This is a genomic window from Microbulbifer mixtoriginis (SeqCode), assembly GCF_052467515.1.
Genome location: NZ_CP174314.1, coordinates 1,534,339 through 1,553,351 on the forward strand (window position 1 = coordinate 1,534,339; position 19,013 = coordinate 1,553,351).

A 19,013-nucleotide genomic window follows, 5' to 3' on the forward strand; every position below is an offset into this window, starting at 1 on the left:
GGAATGTGGGGTGGGGCACGAGAACGGTAGGCGTAGAAGAAGAAAAGACGGACGCAACACTTCCAGAGCTTGAAGAATCTCATCAAGCCTCTGAATCTACTCCACTTTATTGAAGACGAGCGGGTTTCTAGCGTATTATCCACTGAGCCACTTTGATAGTTGAGTTATCAATTTGGTTAGCTGACTCCTGGTGTTGGTAGCACCTTGGGTCAGCGCCTTTTACTTACTCTTACGTCACGCTACCGTTCTCCTTTGAGGGGATGGGTCTTTTAGAAAATTCTTGGTTCTCTTGGTCTTTTTGTTCTTCAGCCTACTCAGGCTTACTCTATTGCGACCAGGATATCGATAAATATCTACCAATTTTACGCAGCTTTGACATGAAAACAAACTTAATAAAATCCAATAAGATTATTTTCGTGCCTATATTTTTATGCGTTGCTACTTAGAAAATCCCCAGTTGCCTATTAAGAGTTGCAGTTCAAATTGGTGCGTTTCTGTGATTTTTACAGCTAAGTTTTAAATAAAGACTTTTTAAAGCTAACCTTCCTAAGGGCCTCTGTATACAGATTAAAATAATTTTCCAGTAACCTAAATATCCCATCAACTTTGGAAAACCTGCCGAGATTTTTATATCCATTACCTATCACGATCAGCTCGGCCGGGTGATTCGCACTGAAGTGCAAGCCTTCGACGGCAGCGATTGGATTGCCCGCACCGTAACCTATAACGCTCTGGGTCAGACCACTTTCGAATCGGTGCCGCACTATGCCAGCAGCGGCACCAGTTACGGTACCCGCTACCTGGATTACGATACCTTCGGCCGTGCCCTGCACAAGACGGTGAATCAGACCAATGGCCAACAACTGGATGTAACCTACACCCACGAACAGGCCAGTGGATTTACTACCGATATCCTGGTGAACGGCCGCACCATGAGCCGCACCTACAACGGCCTGCAACAGCTCACTGAAACTGTCGATGCCTTAAGTGGTACTACCCGCTATGCCTATGACGGTGCCGGTAATCCCATTGTTCTGAGGGATGCCAGCAGCAATCGCATCACCGCCAAGTACAACGCCCTCGGTCAAAAGGAATGGGTGGACGATCCCAATATGGGTTCCAAGTCGTTTACCTATACCGGTTTTGGCGAAGTGGAAACTGAGATTGACGGCAACCTGGATATCACCAGCTTTACCTATGATCGCCTCGGTCGTATGGAAAGCCGCAGTGTCAACGGCACAGAGGAAGCCAGCTGGAAATATGACAGCGCCGCCAACGGCAAGGGCCTACTTGCACGGGAGAGCCGCAGTGACACCAGCTATACACGCAACTACAGCTACGATGCCCTCAGCCGCCCCTACAAAGTCACCACGGCAATTGACGGCGAAGACTTTGTTACGCAAAGTCATTTCGATAGCAACTACGGCCGTTTAAAAGGCCTTAGCTTCCCCTCCGGGCTGACTCTGCAATACGGCTATAACAGTAGCGGTTACCAGTTCCGCACCAGTAATGCCGCCAGTGGTTACACCTATCGGGAAATCACCCAGATGGATGCCTGGGGCGAATGGGAGTTTGCCAGTGTCGCCGCCGGCAATTACACCATTGGCCGCAGCTTCTATTCAGAAACCGGGCAAATGGCCGGCACCACCTTTGACAGCCTGGTGCAAAACCACCAGGGCATTGCCTACAGCTACGACAGCTTCGGCAACTTGACAGAACAGGTAGTGCAGCTGCCCTCAAAAACTCCGGCACTCAATGTAGAAAATCACTACTACGATGCCTTAAACCGCCTGGACTACAGCACCCGCACCGATGGCCCCAATATCGATTACGACTACGATGCCATCGGCAACCTGCTGAAGAAAGACGACTTCGCCAGCAGCTACAGCTACACCGGTGGCAGTAATGGCGGCCCCAGTGCAGTGAAGAGCGTCAGCCTGATCGGCGGCGGCACCAAGACCTATGGCTACGACCAGAACGGCAACCGCACTCATGAGAACGGTACTCAGCAGATCTGGTACAACGCCTTTAACAAACCCTCCCGCATCAAGCGCAACGGCGCCAACCTGTACTTCTACTACGGCGCTGATCAAATGCGCTACAAGCAGGTCAACCAAACCAGCGGCAAGACCACCCTGTATATCGACAAGCTGTTCGAAAAGATTACCGGCGGCGGTGAAACCCAGTACCGCCACTTTATCGGCGATATCGCCGTGCTCACTACCACCGATAACGGCAGTGAGACCACCCACAAAATCGGCTTCAGCCACCGCGACCGCCTCGGCTCTGCTGCTGCCGTGGGAGAAGAAGCCGGTAACCTTAAGGAAAGCCACAGCTTCGATCCTTTTGGAAAGCCGCGCCAGGGCAATATCCTCGATAAAGACACTGCGATTCTGGAGAGCGCCTACAGCACCCGCGGCTTTACCGATCATGAGCATCTGGATGATGTAGAGTTGATCCATATGAATGGCCGGGCCTATGATTACAATCTTGGGCGGTTCCTGAGTGTTGATCCAATAATCCAGAGTCCAGGCAACAGCCAGAGTCTGAATCCCTACAGCTATATCATGAATAATCCGCTAGCGGGGACTGATCCGAGTGGGTATGCGGCATGTGAAGAAAGTTGTACGGAAAGGGTTTTTAGAGTTACACAAACTGGAAGCCGGATTGTTCATAAGGTAAAGGCGACAACTAGTGCTTCAGGTAATACCACTACGGTTCATCTGACTGGAAAAAGTGCTGCGGCTCGGCAGACTGTAGCTGGAATGATCACCGATACTTTGAAAAGCGCAGGCTTCCAGGCGGCGGATATTGGGAGTCAGGCCAGTCGGGGTAGTGTGCAGGGGGCAGGTCAGAGTACTTTTGGCTCTGGGCAGAGTAATGAAGCCAATCAAGCAAATGCTGGAGTTGCGATTGCTGCTGGCGCCGCGGGAACAGCAGCAAGAGGGGTTTTAGGTGAGCTATTGAGTGGCGCTATAGCTGGTTTAGGTAGCGCTGCGGGTGTAATTGTTGGTGTTGCAACACCAAACACAGGGATGATAAGTGAAGAAGAGGAGCAAGCACAGCTCAATGCTTTTAGACTTGGAGTTGAGTTGGGGCTTGCGCAGGCTGAAGAACACACAAGAAAAGGAAATGGACTAGCGATAATTGGTGAGCAACAAAGTAGAGTTGAAAGGGAGGCTAGACGACTTGGTGCTTTAACAATCCAACCGGGATGGCCTGAATCACTTACTTTTAAACGTCCAATTAATGCTACGCAAGAAGCGATTTCAATTGCTTATAATATGGGGTGGGTTACGGGCGTTATGAGGCAAGGGATGCAGATAGTTGATATAGGTAGATCTAGACAATATGCATTAGAGGGAAGACCTGTTACACGTTTTTATAAAGAAGAGGTTAGGCTGATAACTAGCAGAATGTACAAAAATTATAAACGTGAAATAGTGCGTGATACACATAGTTTCCTCTCATTTGGTGGCCAGTGATATGATGATAAATGACATAGAATGTTTTGACTTGGAAAAGTTAAAATGGATTATGAGCAGTTTTGGTTATCGCGTAGCCTCGGAGGAGTATCAAAGGTGGGGCTGGAAGCTACGATTTGAAGATGAAAGAGATATATGTCTGCTGATATTGTGGGAATCTATGGATGATTTTTTACAGATCTCATATGGACGAAAATATCTGTCAAAAGGTTACTCAAACTTTGAGGATAGTCTAGTTATTCCTGCGAGATACCAAGATTTTTTGGGCGAGCTTCAAATTAATCAGATAGTCCCTAGTCCAAAGCAGCAAATGAATTCTGAAGATATATCTTCTTATTTTAATAAGATTTTAGATTTTCTATTGCAGACGTTACCCATTGTTAGCTCCAGATGTCTCGAAGTAATAAATAGAGTGGAAGAAGTTTCCCTTAAAACATATAGATTACCGCTGGTGCGTTTCGATAAAACGTCTGGGGTTGAGTGAAATATTAATAAATGGGGCTTAAGTTAAGGGAAAAAGTACCTTGGGGGCTGTAACCTGATAATCTTTACGCGCCTTGGCGCAAACGCTCTTTAACTCATTGATTGCATTGGGGTTGTAGGGAAAATAACGACGGTTCCGCGTCGGTACAACTCTGCTGGGCAGAGTGGTAAAGGAGCAACCAATCAAGCAAGTATTGGTGGGGTTGCTTCCGCTGGTTTGGCACTAACTGCGACTGATAGCCCAGCAGGTGCAGCAGCTAGGGGAATTTTAGGGCGCATTGGCCAAGCGCTTTTTGGAACCCCTGTTGGCGCTGGCGTAGTAGCAGCGATATTTCCAACCCAGATGGGAAATGGAGAGCTAACTGAGGAGGATCATATCCTTGGTGATGCCTATAGTGCCGGTATGTCCCGCGCCGAAACTCAAGCGAAAAATCTCAGGAATAAAAATCCAGTGGCAGTTATTGGCGAGGGTCAAGAGGATAGGGTTATACCTTATGCTCGAGCTGTAAATGGCATCTCCTTTTCAATATCGGAAAGATATAAATATGAGTCGGCCTATATGCAGGGTTTTGATGATGCATTTAAAGAAAGAATATCTGTAACCTTTAACAAAGGGTGGATACATGGGGTTATGAATGCAGGCCTAGAAATTCATGATATTGGTGCGCACCCAGCGAGAGGGGGTATTCCTACTAGCCCTTGGTATCTGGCAGAAAGGGAAGCGATTGCAATAAGAGAATATCCAACGTATAGAGTAAAATTCAAATGAGTAGCTATGTTCCTGAGATTGGCAGCTTGCTGCATGAAAAATTTGCTAACCTTTTTTGGGTTTTTAAATCTGAAGGTATCACAGAGCAGTTTTCAGTTTTTCAAGATTTTACTTCTTCTGGTGTTAGCAAAAAAATAATAGTGATAACGGATGACTTGTTATTTTGCTTAGTGTCTAGGGAGTTGGAAAGAACGGGAACATTGTTGATAACTATAAATGATAGACGGTGCCAGCCAGAGCAGTGTTTTATCGGTAAATCAAGTTATTTGTCTGATGTGTTAAGTAAGGCTGGGATGGACCTTGAGTGGAAAGAGCTTGAGGTCGATATCGGTAAGTTAGATAGGTATCTCGATAGCTTTATTCAAGCCTTCATTTTTTATTTAGAGAATAACAGTGCTGGGTATGTATATGAGGAAATGATTAATGCCCTAAAATGAATCGATGGGGACAGCCCCAATTGTTCTGAATTGCCTCAAAGCCCAGCTAAGCGCTGGGCTTTTGTTTTTATTGCCTTCCCGTCGGCTTCAAATCATCCGCAAAGGCACGCCGGGCATTGTGCTTGAGAATCAAGCTTTCCAATAATGCCTTGGCGATCTTCCGTTCCTCTTCATCAAACTGGCTCAGCGCCTCGAACTGCAAGCGCAGGTCGTCGCTCGGGCTGCGGTGATCCTCGCCAAACACTAGGTCATCAAGGGTGGTGTGCAGTTCCTTGGCGAGCCTGACCAAGGTATCCAGGGTAGGCTGGGCTGTCCCTGCCTCGTACCGTTTAATCTGATTGACGTGCAAGTCGATGGCGTTGGCCAGGGCTTGCTGAGTCAGACCGCGCTCTTTACGCAGGGTGGTTAGGCGTTTGACAAATTCCATGGTGAGCAACCAAAAGATTGTGGTGCCCATACTGTACCCCCGGGGTAGCTTCTGCTGTTGACATTGGCACAGTATAGTGTGCCAAAATAAACAGAACAAGATACTTGACGGGGTTTGGCTATGGCACGCATCGCAGACGAAGTGATCGAGCGGATCAAGGCGGAGGTGTCCCTGGAGCGGCTGGTGGAGGGCTTTGGTGTGGCGCTTGCGAAGCACGGCAAGGACAAGGTGGGCCGCTGCCCCTTCCACGACGACCGCACCCCGTCGCTGGTGGTGAGCCCCAAGACCAATCTCTGGCACTGCCTGGGCGCCTGCGGTACCGGCGGTTCGGTGATCGACTGGGTGATAAAAACCCAGGGCGTCAGCTTCCGCCATGCGGTGGAGTTACTGCGCGATGATGTCTCTGTCTTAGCCGCCGACCATCCTGTGCATGGCAGCGTACCGGTGAAACACCGCACCGTGCCCAAGCTGGAAAACCCGCTGTCCCTGGATGCCGCCGATCAGGCGGTACTGGATCAGGTGATCGACTTCTACCACCAGACCCTGCTGGAATCCCCCGAAGCCCAGGACTATCTCAAGAAGCGCGGCCTCGACGATCCGGCCCTGATCCGCGCCTTCAAACTGGGCCACGCCAACAGAACCCTCGGCCTGCGCTTGCCAGAAAAGAATCGCAAGGCCGGCAAACAGCTGCGCGAACAGTTGCAGCACATCGGCCTCTACCGCGACACCGGCCGCGAGCACTTCAATGGCTCGCTGGTGATCCCAGTGATGGATCAGCAGGGCCGGGTAACCGAAGTCTACGGCCGCAAGCTGCTGGACAATCTCAGGAAAGGCACACCCAAACATCTGTATCTGCCGGGCCCGCATTGGGGTGTGTTCAACCTGTCCGGCCTGGAAAATACCGAAGAGGTGATCCTGTGCGAATCCCTCCTGGACGCGCTGACGTTTTACCGCTGGGGCTTTACCCACGTCACCAGCAGTTACGGCACCAACGGTTTTACCGATGAAATATTGCAAGCGCTGCTCGACCACAAAATCCAGCGCGTGCTAATCGCCTACGACCGCGATGCCGCCGGCGATAAAGCGGCCGCAGAAGTGGCGAAAAAACTCCAGTCCCACGGCCTCGGCTGCTTCCGCATCCAGTTCCCAAAAAGCATGGATGCCAATGAATACGCAAGGCAGATGCAGCCACCGCAAAAAGCGCTGGCACTGGTCATCCGCCAGGCAGAGTGGATGGGCAAGGGCAATGACAAAAGCAGGCCGGCCATTACCAGTGCAGCGACCGTGTCGGAAGTTGAAAAGGTTGAGAGAGAAAAAGTTGAGGGAGAAAAGGTCGAGAAAACTACGCACAGCGCGCAGGCACCTGTACAGGTTCCCGCCTTAGCCGCCGACCCGGAACCCGCCGCCAGCGCGGACTCTGAACCGCCCGCCGAAGAGCAAATCGAACTCGACCTGTCGGCTTCTCCGGTGCCCAGCCTGCCGTGTAGTGATGCTGAAATCAGCGGCGCAGATAACGAATTGTTTATCACCCTGGGCGACCGGGTTTACCGGGTGCGCGGCCTCGACAAGAACCCGGCCGGTGAACTGAAAATCCAGCTGTTGGCGAAGCGTGAGGTGCCCACAGCGCGAGGTGTCGAAGCAGCCTTCCATATGGATAAACTGGATCTCACTAGCGCCAAGCAACGCCAGGTGTTTATCAACCAGTCCAGCCTGGAGCTGGGCGTCAAAGATGAAGTGATCAAGAAAGACCTGGGCAAGGTGCTGCTGGCGCTGGAAGAACAGCAGCAGCGCCAGCAGCAACCGGAAACAACTTCGACCACAGAACTGAACGACCGGGAGCGAGAGGAAGCCCTGGCGCTGTTGCAGGACAAAGACCTGCTAAACCGTATCCTCAACGACTTTAACCGGGCCGGCGTGGTGGGCGAGGAAACCAATAAACTCACCGGCTACCTGGCCTGTGTCAGCCGCAAGCTGGAGCGACCGCTGGCGGTAATCATCCAGAGCAGCAGCGCCGCCGGCAAAAGCTCGCTGATGGAATCCATCCTCGCCCTGATGCCGGAAGACGAGCGGGTGCAGTACTCGGCCATGACCGGGCAATCGTTGTTTTACATGGGCGAAACCAACCTGAAGCACAAGATACTGGCCATCGCCGAAGAGGAAGGCGCGGCCAATGCCAGCTACGCGCTCAAACTGCTGCAATCGGAAGGCGAAGTGACCATCGCCAGCACCGGCAAAGACGACAACACCGGCCAGCTGGTAACGCGGGAATACCGGGTGGAAGGCCCGGTGATGCTGTTCCTCACCACCACCGCCATCGATATCGATGAAGAACTGATGAACCGCTGTCTGGTTCTCTCCGTCAACGAAGGCCGCGAACAAACCCGAGCCATCCACCAGGCGCAACGGGCGAGAAGAACCCTGCACGGCCTGCAACACAAACTGGAGAAAACCCGCATCCTGCAACTGCACAGAAACGCCCAGCGCCTGTTAAAACCGCTCGCCGTAATCAACCCCTACGCCGACCAACTCACCTTCCTCGACGACAAAACCCGCACCCGCCGCGACCATGAAAAGTACCTCACCCTGATCGACAGCATCGCGCTGCTGCACCAGCAGCAGAGGCCGATCAAAAGCATCGAATACCAGGGCCAGCAACTCGACTATGTGGAAGTGACCCTGGCCGATATCGAAACGGCGAACCGCCTCGCCAGCGAAGTGCTGGGCCGCACGCTCGATGAGTTACCGCCGCAGACGCGCAAACTGCTAAAAGCCATCCAGGGTATGGTGCAGCAGGAATGCCAGGCACAGAGGATCGAGCAGCGCGACTATCGCTTTAGCCGCAAACACATCCGCGACTTTACCCAGTGGAGCGACGGCCAATTAAAAATCCACTGCAAGCGTCTGGAGGAAATGGAATATCTGTTGGTGCACCGCGGCGGCCGCGGCCAGTCGCTGGAATACGAACTGCTCTACAGCGGCAACGGCGACAGCAACCGGCCCCAGTTAATGGGGCTGCTGGATACTGAAAGACTGCGTAAAACATCCAGTTACGATGCGGAAAAGTCAGGGCAAAAAGTACAAAAGGCAGGGCCAAGTCAGGCCCAAGTTAGCCCCAAGTCAGGGCCGGTAAAAAGCGCAAAATCCAGAGTTGGCGGGGCTTCTGCGCAAAGTAGTCAGGGTAACGTCAAAAGTGCATTACAGGCTGTGTAACCGTGAGCAGTCGTAACCGCAGCGATCGTAGAAGCAAAACCCGTCCCCCCATTGCCCACAACAACCTGTCCACGTACATGCACCACTTCCTGGAATGGTGTGCCGCCAAAGGATTAAGCCCGCGCACCCTTGAAGGCCGCGATACCGCCCTGCATCGCTTTATTGTCTGGTGCGACGAGCGCGACATCGATCACCCGGCGACGATTACCTTGCCGATCCTGGAGCGCTACCAAAAGCACCTTTACTACTACCGCAAACCCAACGGCGAACCCCTCGGCTACAGCAGCCAGCACGCACTGCTGACCCCATTGAAAGCCTGGTTTAAATGGCTCACCCGCGACCGACACATCCTCTACAACCCGGCCAGCGAACTGGAACTGCCCAAGGTGCCGAAAGGCTTGCCGCGTGTGGTGCTCAGTGTGGAGGAAGTGGAGCGTATCCTGACCGCTCCCAACACCGAAGATCCCAGCGGTGTGCGCGACCGAGCCATACTCGAACTGTTTTACGGCACCGGCATCCGCCGCATGGAAATGGCGAATCTCAGTCTCTACGACCTCAACCCCAGCCGCAAAACCCTGCTGGTGCGCGAAGGCAAAGGCAGAAAGGACAGACTCTTGCCGGTGGGCGACCGAGCCCTGCACTGGGCCGAACGCTACCGCCGCGAAGTGCGCCCGGAACTGGTCAGTGGCAAAGACAGCGGCCACCTGTTCCTCACCGACCAGGGCCAACCCTGGGCCATGGGTTATCTCACCACACTGGTCAGAAAATACCTGCGGCAAACCGGCCTGAAAAAGAGCGGCGCCTGCCACCTGTTCCGCCACGCCATGGCCACCCACATGCTGGATAACGGCGCCGACATCCGCTACATCCAAACCATGCTCGGCCACGCCGAGCTATCGACCACACAGATCTACACCCAGGTGAGTATCGAGAAACTGCGTGAAGTGCATCGGGCCACGCACCCGGCGAAGTTGGAAGACGAGCGGGCCGCGCTGCTGGAGGCCCTGGACCTGGAAGCCGACGACGACTGAAGCACCAAACCGCCTGTCACATGGCTTGCAAAAAAAACACAGCAAGCCAAAGCGCCAGGCTCGCCCCCTGCCAACGGAAAATACCCAGCGTCCGTTCCACCTCCGCCACAAACAACGTGGCTCCGGGCAGCGCTTGCGCACTGCACAGGCAAAAAGGGGGCTGCAAAGGCAAGCTCGCGTCTGTCACCCCGCTTGCAGAAAAAGCGCAAGCAAGCCGCCAGCGACCATCTTCCCTTAGCGGCTGCTGTCTAAGCCATGCCTCCCCCGGCTCACAAAAGCCGTTCGCCTCCCCGCCCGAAAAACGCCTGCCCGCCGGCACGGGCAAGCCCTGTGCCGGCTGGGTGAACGGTGCCGTCAACAAACACTGTGCCAACGTCAGGTCTTTAAGGCGGGCAGACCGGGCTGGTCGCAGGGTTTTACCCCCCTGGCCCCCCAAGGGGGGAATCCATAAGGCCGCGGCAAGCCGCGAAAGCTCTTTACCTGGGGGCCAGTGCCACCCGGAAAGACCGTGTCTGCTGTGTGCCTCCTCAGCATAACCCCGTGCTCGCCCCCTCAAGGCCAAGCCGCTGCGCGGTGCTCCGCAAAAAAACGCTGCGCAGCCTTGACCGGCCTGCGCGCGGGGTTCTGCGCGTTCGCCACACAACATCCACTCAAGGAGGCATGGCCATGCCATCGCAAAAAGAGATCCAAGAACAAATAAACCAACTGTCGTATCCACTCGACAAAATCCTCAACACCGCCAGCAGTCTGCTCAAAACCGGTACTACCAGTGCCAGCACCGGCGAACAGATCGCCGCTGCGTTCGTGCTGGAGCGTATGGAATATCTGCCGCAGGGCTGGAGTGTTATCGAAGCCTGGGAGCGGCTTGATACCGAATGGCAGTACTACGTGAAGCTACTGCAGCAGGAATGCCGGCACCTGATCGAAGCCATCGAAGAAGCGGCACCGCCGTTCTAGCCGGCAATCAGGAGGGGCAAACGCCCCTCTGCTTTAGCTGCCTGCTACTCCTGGGCGCTGTCAGATAAAAAGGCGTGAGCGGGGGTTGTATAGGGGGCGCTGGGCGCCATGGTGGGCTCTGGAAGTGTGGACAATAACGCTGCTCGGTGCGGCAAAACGCCCGAAACGCTACAGGCCAGCGGGTCACAAACACCCGTGGCCGTCTGTAGCACTTAGTGCTACACTCCAAATAACTCAAAAGGGCAGCTATGCGGATTTATAAAAATAAGGCCTTCAGCAAGTGGGCGGGCAAGGAAGGCGTCAGCGATAGCGCCCTGGAAGCCGCCGTTGAGGAAATGGCCAACGGCCTGATCGACGCCGACTTGGGCGGCCATGTGTATAAGAAGCGCGTGGCCGTGGGTGGCAAGGGCAAAAGCGGCGGGGTGCGCACCCTGCTGGCCTACAAGGTCGATGACAAAGCCTTCTTCGTCTACGGCTTCGCCAAGAACGCCCGCTCCAACATCAAGGACGACGAGTTAAAAGCGCTGAAGCTGTACGCAAAGAATCTGTTTGGCTACAGCGACAGAGAGTTAGCCAAGGCCGTGAAAGCCGGCATACTGATCGAGGTGAAAGGCAATGGATAAATCCATCCTGGAAATGGTGCATGAAAGTGCGCAGGAGCTGCACAAGGCTGGGGTGATGGATGAGGTCACCCTGAAAGAGTTCGATGCGCTGTGCCTACCGCCGGTGAAGCAATACAGCCCGGCACAGATCCAGCGCATCCGCAAAAAAACCAAGGCCAGCCAAAGCGTCTTCGCCCTTTACTTGAACACCAACAAGTCCACGGTGCAAAAGTGGGAGCAAGGAGCCAAGAAGCCCAACGGACCGTCCCTGAAGCTACTGAATCTTGTGGATCGCAAGGGGTTAGAGGTTCTCGCCTAGCCCTATCGTAATCACTACAAATACCGCCCCTGAGTGCACCACACTCAGGGGCTTTTTTATGATCAAAAAAACTCTGTATCTGCTGGCTCGTTTGGGAGCATTATCCAAGCAAGCCAAAGTCGTTTGGGGTGCGTCGAAGTTAAGCGAAAAAGTGCCTTGGGGGTTGTGACCTGATAATCTGGGGTTCGCCTTGGCGCGAGTGCTCTTTAAGTCTTTGATTGCATTGGGGTTGTAGCGGAAATAGCGGCGGGTTCGCGTCGGAACAACTCTTCTGGGCAGAGTGTTGGTGGTGCCATGGGGGAGACTTCAGGGGCAACTGGCAGTAAAAATTCCAAATCAATCACAAGGAAGCTTACTGAGGGGGAAGTTTCTCTAGCCAAAACTGTTTTTGGTGATGAAATAGATATGACCAAAGTGCGGATTACAAATCGAAACTTCCCATTTTCAGAGGACAATGTTTCGGTCACTCCTAGCAATACTATTTGGTTGGGTCAAAATTACCGAGGTGATTTTTCAAGTGAAGATTTAAAAATGATGGGGCATTTTATTCATGAAATGGGGCATGTGTGGCAACACCAAAATAAAGTTTGGTTAAAGTGGGCGGCCACCAAGCTAAGCATGAACGGGAAGCCTTATGAGGAAAATTATCACTATAAACTTGGTGGTGCTTTCAAAGCATATAATATTGAGCAGCAAGCAACTATTTTTGAGCATCAGTTTTACAGGAATACATATGGAAACCCTCATGGGGACTTGCTTATTCGAGATTTTAATGGGCGACCAATTCCGAAGTCATCTGAAGCAATTCAGGATTTATATTTGGAGGGGTTAAAATATGGACCTAAATAAATTTTTTTCATCATTGACCCTTTTGCTGTTCTTGTTTGTAAGTGTTCAGGTTCAAGCGGATGCAGAATCAATTTTGGGCAAAGCAAATCGGCTGATGAGTGAAGGGAAATTCTCTGAGGCAGTAAAATTGCTTGAGAGCCCCGACTTGATTCGGAATAGTGAAGCTCAATTTAGTTTATATGTGGCATACGAATATGGTAAGGGGGTGGATGTTGATAAAAGTCAAGCTCTGCACCGTCTGCTTATTTCAGCCTATCTTGGATACCCACCTGCAATTGAGACTATGTCATTATTCGCTGACCGTGGAGCCTTGAATGTACAAAGAAGTGAAGCTGCGAAAAGGTTCTGGGAGGATGAATATTATCGGCTGGTAGATCAGTGAAATCGGACGCTGGTGCTAGGCTTTACTAATTTACATTGAATAATAATCACCAAAGCCCCGGCAGAGTTATCTGTCGGGGCTTTGTGTTATGGACTATCAAGCCTGCTTCTTCAGCTTGGCATTCTTGATAAACGTATTGATCATCTGAATCATCTATCGCTTGGTGGTGGCGTCCAGCTTCTTTACTGCCTTCCCGTCGGCTTCAAATCATCCGCAAAGGCGCGCCGGGCATTGTGCTTGAGAATCAAGCTTTCCAATAATGCCTTGGCGATCTTCCGTTCCTCTTCATCAAACTGGCTCAGCGCCTCGAACTGCAAGCGCAGGTCGTCGCTCGGGCTGCGGTGATCCTCACCAAACACTAGGTCATCAAGGGTGGTGTGCAGTTCCTTGGCGAGCCTGACCAAGGTGTCCAGGGTAGGCTGGGCTGTCCCTGCCTCGTACCGTTTAATCTGATTGACGTGCAAGTCGATGGCGTTGGCCAGGGCTTGCTGAGTCAGACCGCGCTCTTTACGCAGGGTGGTTAGGCGTTTGACAAATTCCATGGTGAGCAACCAAAAGATTGTGGTGCCCATACTGTACCCCCGGGGTAGTTTCTGCTGTTGACATTAGCACAGTATAGTGTGCCAAAATAAACAGAACAAGATACTTGACGGGGTTTGGCTATGGCACGCATCGCAGACGAGGTGATCGAGCGGATCAAGGCGGAGGTGTCCCTGGAGCGGCTGGTAGAGGGCTTTGGTGTTGAGCTGAAAAAGCACGGTAAGGACAAGGTGGGCCGCTGCCCCTTCCACGACGACCGCACTCCGTCACTGGTGGTGAGCCCCAGCACCAATCTCTGGCACTGCCTGGGCGCCTGCGGTACCGGCGGTTCGGTGATCGACTGGGTGATAAAAACCCAGGGTGTCAGCTTCCGCCATGCGGTGGAGTTGCTGCGCGATGATGTCTCTGTCTTAGCCGCCGACCATCCTGTGAGTGGGAGCGTGCCGGTGAAACACCGCACCGTGCCCAAGCTGGAAAACCCATTGTCCCTGGATACTGCCGATCAGGCGGTACTCGACCAGGTGAGCGACTTCTATCACCAGACCCTGCTGGAATCCCCCGAAGCCCAGGACTATCTCAAGAAGCGCGGCCTCGACGATCCCGCCCTGATCCGCGCCTTCAAACTGGGCCACGCCAACAGAACCCTCGGCCTGCGCCTGCCGGCAAAAAACCGCAAGGCCGGTGCCCAGCTGCGCGAACAGTTGCAGCACATCGGCCTCTACCGCGACACCGGCCGCGAGCACTTCAACGGCTCGCTGGTGATCCCGGTGATGGATAAACAGGGCCGGGTGACCGAGGTCTACGGTCGCAAGCTGCTGGATAATCTGCGCAAGGGCACACCCAAACACCTGTATCTGCCGGGCCCGCATCGGGGTGTGTTCAATCTGTCCGGCCTGGAAAATACCGAAGAAGTGATCCTGTGCGAATCCCTGATCGATGCACTGACGTTTTACCGCTGGGGTTTTACCCACGCCACCAGCAGCTACGGCACCAACGGTTTTACCGATGAAATATTGCAAGCCTTTATCGAGCACAAAATCCAGCGCGTGCTAATCGCCTACGACCGCGATGCCGCCGGCGATAAAGCGGCCACAGAAGTGGCGAAAAAACTCCAGTCCCACGGCCTCGGCTGCTTCCGCATCCAGTTCCCAAAAAGCATGGATGCCAATGAATACGCAAAGCAGATGCAGCCACCGCAAAAAGCCCTGGCGCTGGTCATCCGCCAGGCGGAATGGATGGGCAAGGGCAATGACAAAAGCAGGCCGGCCATCACCAGTGCAGCCACGGTGCCGGAAGTTGAAAAGGTTGAGAGAGAAAAAGTTGAGGGAGAAAAGGTCGAGAAAAATACTCGCAGCGCGCAGACGCCCGCCGAGGTTCCCGCCTTAGCCGCCAACCCGGAACCCGCCGCCAGCGCGGACTCCGAACCGCCCGCCGAAGAGCAGATCGAACTCGACCTGGCCGCTTCACCAGTGCCCAGCCTGTCGCGCACCGATACCGAAATCAGCGGCAGCGAGAAAGCGCTGTTTATCACTCTGGGCGACCGGGTTTACCGAGTGCGCGGCCTCGACAAGAACCCGGCCGGTGAACTGAAAATCCAGTTGTTGGCGAAGCGCAACGACCACTTCCACATGGACAAACTGGATCTCACCAGCGCAAAGCAACGCCAGGTGTTTATCAACCAGGCCAGCCTGGAGCTGGGTGTCAAAGACGAAGTGATCAAGAAAGACCTGGGCAAGGTGCTGCTGGCGCTGGAGGAACAGCAGCACCGCCAGCAGCAACCGGAAACAACGCCGACCACAGAGCTGAACGACCGGGAGCGGGAAGAGGCCCTGGCGTTGTTGCAGGACAAAGACCTGCTAAACCGTATCCTCAACGACTTTAACCGGGCCGGCGTGGTGGGCGAGGAAACCAACAAGCTCACCGGCTATCTGGCCTGCGTCTCCAGAAAACTGGAGCGACCGCTGGCGGTAATCATCCAGTCTTCCTCCGCCGCCGGCAAAAGCTCGCTGATGGAATCCATCCTCGCGCTGATGCCGGAAGACGAGCGGGTGCAGTACTCGGCCATGACCGGGCAATCGTTGTTCTACATGGGCGAAACCAATCTCAAACACAAGATACTGGCCATCGCCGAAGAGGAGGGCGCGGCCAATGCCAGCTACGCGCTCAAGCTGCTGCAATCGGAAGGCGAAGTGACCATCGCCAGCACCGGCAAAGACGACAACACCGGCCAGCTGGTAACGCGGGAATACCGGGTGGAAGGCCCGGTGATGCTGTTCCTCACCACCACCGCCATCGATATCGATGAAGAACTGATGAACCGCTGTCTGGTTCTCTCCGTCAACGAAGGCCGCGAACAAACCCGAGCCATCCACCAGGCGCAACGGGCGAGAAGAACCCTGCACGGCCTGCAACACAAACTGGAGAAAACCCGCATCCTGCAACTGCACAGAAACGCCCAGCGCCTGTTAAAACCGCTCGCCGTAATCAACCCCTACGCCGACCAACTCACCTTCCTCGACGACAAAACCCGCACCCGCCGCGACCATGAAAAGTACCTCACCCTGATCGACAGCATCGCGCTGCTGCACCAGCAGCAGAGGCCGATCAAAAGCATCGAATACCAGGGCCAGCAACTCGACTATGTGGAAGTGACCCTGGCCGATATCGAAACGGCGAACCGCCTCGCCAGCGAAGTGCTGGGCCGCACGCTCGATGAGTTACCGCCGCAGACGCGCAAACTGCTAAAAGCCATCCAGGGTATGGTGCAGCAGGAATGCCAGGCACAGAGGATCGAGCAGCGCGACTATCGCTTTAGCCGCAAACACATCCGCGACTTTACCCAGTGGAGCGACGGCCAATTAAAAATCCACTGCAAGCGTCTGGAGGAAATGGAATATCTGTTGGTGCACCGCGGCGGCCGCGGCCAGTCGCTGGAATACGAACTGCTCTACAGCGGCAACGGCGACAGCAACCGGCCCCAGTTAATGGGGCTGCTGGATACTGAAAGACTGCGTAAAACATCCAGTTACGATGCGGAAAAGTCAGGGCAAAAAGTACAAAAGGCAGGGCCAAGTCAGGCCCAAGTTAGCCCCAAGTCAGGGCCGGTAAAAAGCGCAAAATCCAGAGTTGGCGGGGCTTCTGCGCAAAGTAGTCAGGGTAACGTCAAAAGTGCATTACAGGCTGTGTAACCGTGAGCAGTCGTAACCGCAGCGATCGTAGAAGCAAAACCCGTCCCCCCATTGCCCACAACAACCTGTCCACGTACATGCACCACTTCCTGGAATGGTGTGCCGCCAAAGGATTAAGCCCGCGCACCCTTGAAGGCCGCGATACCGCCCTGCATCGCTTTATTGTCTGGTGCGACGAGCGCGACATCGATCACCCGGCGACGATTACCTTGCCGATCCTGGAGCGCTACCAAAAGCACCTTTACTACTACCGCAAACCCAACGGCGAACCCCTCGGCTACAGCAGCCAGCACGCACTGCTGACCCCATTGAAAGCCTGGTTTAAATGGCTCACCCGCGACCGACACATCCTCTACAACCCGGCCAGCGAACTGGAACTGCCCAAGGTGCCGAAAGGCTTGCCGCGTGTGGTGCTCAGTGTGGAGGAAGTGGAGCGTATCCTGACCGCTCCCAACACCGAAGACCCCGGCGGCGTGCGCGACCGGGCCATACTCGAACTGTTTTACGGCACCGGCATCCGCCGTATGGAAATGGCGAATCTCAGCCTCTACGACCTCAACCCCAGCCGCAAAACCCTGCTGGTGCGCGAAGGCAAAGGCAGAAAGGACAGGCTCTTGCCGGTGGGCGAGCGAGCCCTGCACTGGGCCGAACGCTACCGCCGCGAAGTGCGCCCGGAACTGGTGAGCGGTAAAGACAGCGGCCACCTGTTCCTCACCGACCAGGGCCAACCCTGGGCAATGGGTTATCTCACTACACTGGTCAGAAAATACCTGCGGCAAACCGGCCTGAAAAAGAGCGGCGCCTGCCACCTGTTCCGCCACGCCATGGCCACGCACATGTTGGATAACGGCGCCGACATCCGCTACATCCAGACCATGCTCGGCCACGCCGAACTCTCGACCACCCAGATCTACACCCAGGTGAGCATCGAGAAACTGCGCGAAGTACACCGGGCCACCCACCCGGCAAAGCTGGAACAAGAGCGGGCCGCGCTGCTGGAAATGCTGGACAGCGAATACGAGGCCGACGACGAGTAGCGCAGCGGCTTTGTGAAAACAGTTTCTACGTAGAAATTTTTACGGACGAAAGCAGAGGAGAGTCTGGGGGCAAGATACGTGGTCTGTGGTACAAAACGGTCCCCGACACTGTGGCACCAATCCGCCTGTCACATGGCTTGCGAAAAACGCCAGCAAGCCAAAGCGCCAGGCTCGCCCCCTGCCAGCAGTAAATACCCAGCGTCCGTTCCACCTCCGCCACAAACAACGTGGCTCCGGGCAGCGCTTGCGCACTGCACAGGAAAAAAGGTGGCTGCAAAGGCAAGCTTGCGTCTGTCACCCCGCTTGCAGAAAAAGCGCAAGCAAGCCGCCAGCCACCAGCTTCCCTTAGCGGCTGCTGTTCTAGCCATGCCTCCCCCGGCGCGCCAGCGCGCCTCCCCGCCCGAAAAACACCTGCCCGCCGGCACGGGCAAGCCCTGTGCCGGCTGGGTGAACGGTGCCGTCAACAAACACTGTGCCAACGTCAGGTCTTTAAGGCGGGCAGACCGGGCTGGTCGCAGGGTTTTACCCCCCTGGCCCCCAAGGGGGGAATCAATAAGGCCGCGGCAAGCCGCGAAAACTCTTTACCTAGTGGCCAGTGCCACCCGGAAAGTCCGTGTCTGCTGTGTGTCTTCTCAGCATAACCCCGTGCTCGCCCCCTCAAGGCCAAGCCGCTGCGCGGTGCTCCGCAAAAAAACGCTGCGCAGCCTTGACCGGCCTGCGCGCAGGGTTCTGCACGTTCGCCACACAACATCCACTCAAGGAGGCATGGCCATGCCATCGCAAAAAGAGATCCAAGAACAAATAAACCAACTGTCGTATCCGCTCGATAAAATCCTCAACACCGCCAATAGCCTGCTCAAAACCGGCACCACCGGTGCCAGCACCGGTGAACAGATCGCCGCTGCGTTCGTGCTGGAGCGCATGGAATATCTGCCGCAAGGCTGGAGCGTTATCGAAGCCTGGGAGCGGCTTGATACCGAATGGCAGTACTACGTGAAGCTGCTGCAGCAGGAATGCCGGCACCTGATCGAAGCCATCGAAGAAGCCGCACCACCGTTCTAGCCGGCAATCAGGAGGGGCAAACGCCCCTCTGCTTTAGCTGCCTGCTACTCCTGGGCGCTGTCAGATAAAAAGGCGTGAGCGGGGGTTGTATAAGGGGCGCTGGGCGCCATGGTGGACTCTGGAAGTGTGGACAATAACGCTGCTCGGGGCATCAAAACACCCGAAACGCTACAGGCTAGTGGGTCACAAACACCCGTGGCCACCTATAGCACTTAGTGCTACACTCTAGATAACT

The 19,013-nt window shown here is 54.6% G+C and carries 17 protein-coding genes; 14 read left to right on the forward strand and 3 right to left on the reverse strand.

Going from position 1 to position 19,013, the window contains the following annotated elements; all coding sequences use genetic code 11:
- Positions 1–662: 662 nt before the first annotated feature.
- The 4 genes from ACJJIT_RS06570 (at position 663) to ACJJIT_RS06585 (ending at position 5,174) form a co-directional block, all read left to right on the forward strand.
- A complete protein-coding gene (locus tag ACJJIT_RS06570) occupies positions 663–3,485 on the forward strand; it encodes an RHS repeat domain-containing protein (RefSeq protein WP_444900371.1) in 2,823 nt (940 codons plus the stop codon).
- Position 3,486: 1 nt separating this feature from the next.
- Entirely contained in the window at positions 3,487–3,969 is a 483-nt protein-coding gene (locus ACJJIT_RS06575; protein ID WP_444900372.1) for a hypothetical protein, read from the forward strand.
- Positions 3,970–4,185: 216 nt separating this feature from the next.
- Positions 4,186–4,737, forward strand: a complete 552-nt coding sequence (locus ACJJIT_RS06580; protein WP_444900373.1) for a hypothetical protein — start codon at positions 4,186–4,188, stop codon at positions 4,735–4,737.
- On the forward strand, positions 4,734–5,174 hold the full coding sequence (locus tag ACJJIT_RS06585) for a hypothetical protein (RefSeq protein ID WP_444900374.1): 441 nt from the start codon (positions 4,734–4,736) through the stop codon (positions 5,172–5,174). Before ACJJIT_RS06580 ends, ACJJIT_RS06585 begins: the two co-directional genes overlap by 4 nt.
- A 67-nt stretch (positions 5,175–5,241) precedes the next feature.
- Here the strand turns inward: ACJJIT_RS06585 and ACJJIT_RS06590 are convergent, their stop codons facing one another.
- Complete coding sequence (locus ACJJIT_RS06590; RefSeq protein ID WP_413662600.1) at positions 5,242–5,631, reverse strand: helix-turn-helix domain-containing protein; 390 nt, start codon at positions 5,629–5,631, stop codon at positions 5,242–5,244.
- A 90-nt stretch (positions 5,632–5,721) separates the two neighbouring features.
- Between ACJJIT_RS06590 and ACJJIT_RS06595 the strand changes: the two genes are divergently transcribed.
- Both ACJJIT_RS06595 and xerC (ACJJIT_RS06600) read left to right on the forward strand, forming a co-directional pair.
- Positions 5,722–8,811, forward strand: a complete 3,090-nt coding sequence (locus tag ACJJIT_RS06595) for a CHC2 zinc finger domain-containing protein (RefSeq protein ID WP_444900375.1) — start codon at positions 5,722–5,724, stop codon at positions 8,809–8,811.
- 2 nt (positions 8,812–8,813) lie between these two features.
- Positions 8,814–9,842 carry a site-specific tyrosine recombinase XerC gene (xerC, locus tag ACJJIT_RS06600; RefSeq protein WP_444900376.1) on the forward strand — a complete coding sequence of 343 codons (1,029 nt, stop codon included), beginning with the start codon at positions 8,814–8,816 and terminating at the stop codon, positions 9,840–9,842.
- A gap of 16 nt (positions 9,843–9,858) precedes the next feature.
- Here xerC (ACJJIT_RS06600) and ACJJIT_RS06605 read toward each other — a convergent pair whose 3' ends face one another.
- Positions 9,859–10,515 (reverse strand): hypothetical protein, encoded by a 657-nt coding sequence (locus ACJJIT_RS06605; protein WP_444900377.1) that lies wholly within the window; start codon positions 10,513–10,515, stop codon positions 9,859–9,861.
- On the opposite strand from ACJJIT_RS06605, the gene ACJJIT_RS06610 reads away from it, so the two are divergent.
- From ACJJIT_RS06610 to ACJJIT_RS06630, 5 genes are all read left to right on the forward strand, one after another.
- Positions 10,509–10,799 carry a hypothetical protein gene (locus ACJJIT_RS06610; protein WP_444900378.1) on the forward strand — a complete coding sequence of 97 codons (291 nt, stop codon included), beginning with the start codon at positions 10,509–10,511 and terminating at the stop codon, positions 10,797–10,799. The two genes, ACJJIT_RS06605 and ACJJIT_RS06610, sit on opposite strands and share 7 nt — an antisense overlap.
- A 248-nt stretch (positions 10,800–11,047) precedes the next feature.
- On the forward strand, positions 11,048–11,422 hold the full coding sequence (locus tag ACJJIT_RS06615) for a type II toxin-antitoxin system RelE/ParE family toxin (RefSeq protein ID WP_444900379.1): 375 nt from the start codon (positions 11,048–11,050) through the stop codon (positions 11,420–11,422).
- Positions 11,415–11,720 (forward strand): helix-turn-helix domain-containing protein, encoded by a 306-nt coding sequence (locus ACJJIT_RS06620; RefSeq protein ID WP_444900380.1) that lies wholly within the window; start codon positions 11,415–11,417, stop codon positions 11,718–11,720. Before ACJJIT_RS06615 ends, ACJJIT_RS06620 begins: the two co-directional genes overlap by 8 nt.
- A 294-nt stretch (positions 11,721–12,014) precedes the next feature.
- Positions 12,015–12,569, forward strand: coding sequence for a hypothetical protein (locus ACJJIT_RS06625; protein ID WP_444900381.1), 555 nt, complete (start codon positions 12,015–12,017; stop codon positions 12,567–12,569).
- Positions 12,556–12,951, forward strand: a complete 396-nt coding sequence (locus tag ACJJIT_RS06630) for a hypothetical protein (RefSeq protein ID WP_444900382.1) — start codon at positions 12,556–12,558, stop codon at positions 12,949–12,951. The genes ACJJIT_RS06625 and ACJJIT_RS06630 overlap by 14 nt, the downstream gene beginning before the upstream one ends.
- Before the next feature lie 182 nt (positions 12,952–13,133).
- On the opposite strand, the gene ACJJIT_RS06635 is transcribed toward ACJJIT_RS06630, so the two are convergent.
- Positions 13,134–13,523, reverse strand: coding sequence for a helix-turn-helix domain-containing protein (locus ACJJIT_RS06635; RefSeq protein ID WP_413662600.1), 390 nt, complete (start codon positions 13,521–13,523; stop codon positions 13,134–13,136).
- 90 nt (positions 13,524–13,613) lie between these two features.
- On the opposite strand from ACJJIT_RS06635, the gene ACJJIT_RS06640 reads away from it, so the two are divergent.
- The 3 genes from ACJJIT_RS06640 to ACJJIT_RS06650 all read left to right on the forward strand — a co-directional run bounded on the left by ACJJIT_RS06640 (position 13,614) and on the right by ACJJIT_RS06650 (position 18,778).
- Positions 13,614–16,679, forward strand: coding sequence for a CHC2 zinc finger domain-containing protein (locus ACJJIT_RS06640; RefSeq protein WP_444900383.1), 3,066 nt, complete (start codon positions 13,614–13,616; stop codon positions 16,677–16,679).
- A 2-nt stretch (positions 16,680–16,681) separates the two neighbouring features.
- Positions 16,682–17,716 (forward strand): site-specific tyrosine recombinase XerC, encoded by a 1,035-nt coding sequence (gene xerC, locus ACJJIT_RS06645; protein ID WP_444900384.1) that lies wholly within the window; start codon positions 16,682–16,684, stop codon positions 17,714–17,716.
- A gap of 771 nt (positions 17,717–18,487) precedes the next feature.
- Complete coding sequence (locus tag ACJJIT_RS06650; RefSeq protein WP_020415410.1) at positions 18,488–18,778, forward strand: hypothetical protein; 291 nt, start codon at positions 18,488–18,490, stop codon at positions 18,776–18,778.
- Positions 18,779–19,013 lie beyond the last annotated feature (235 nt).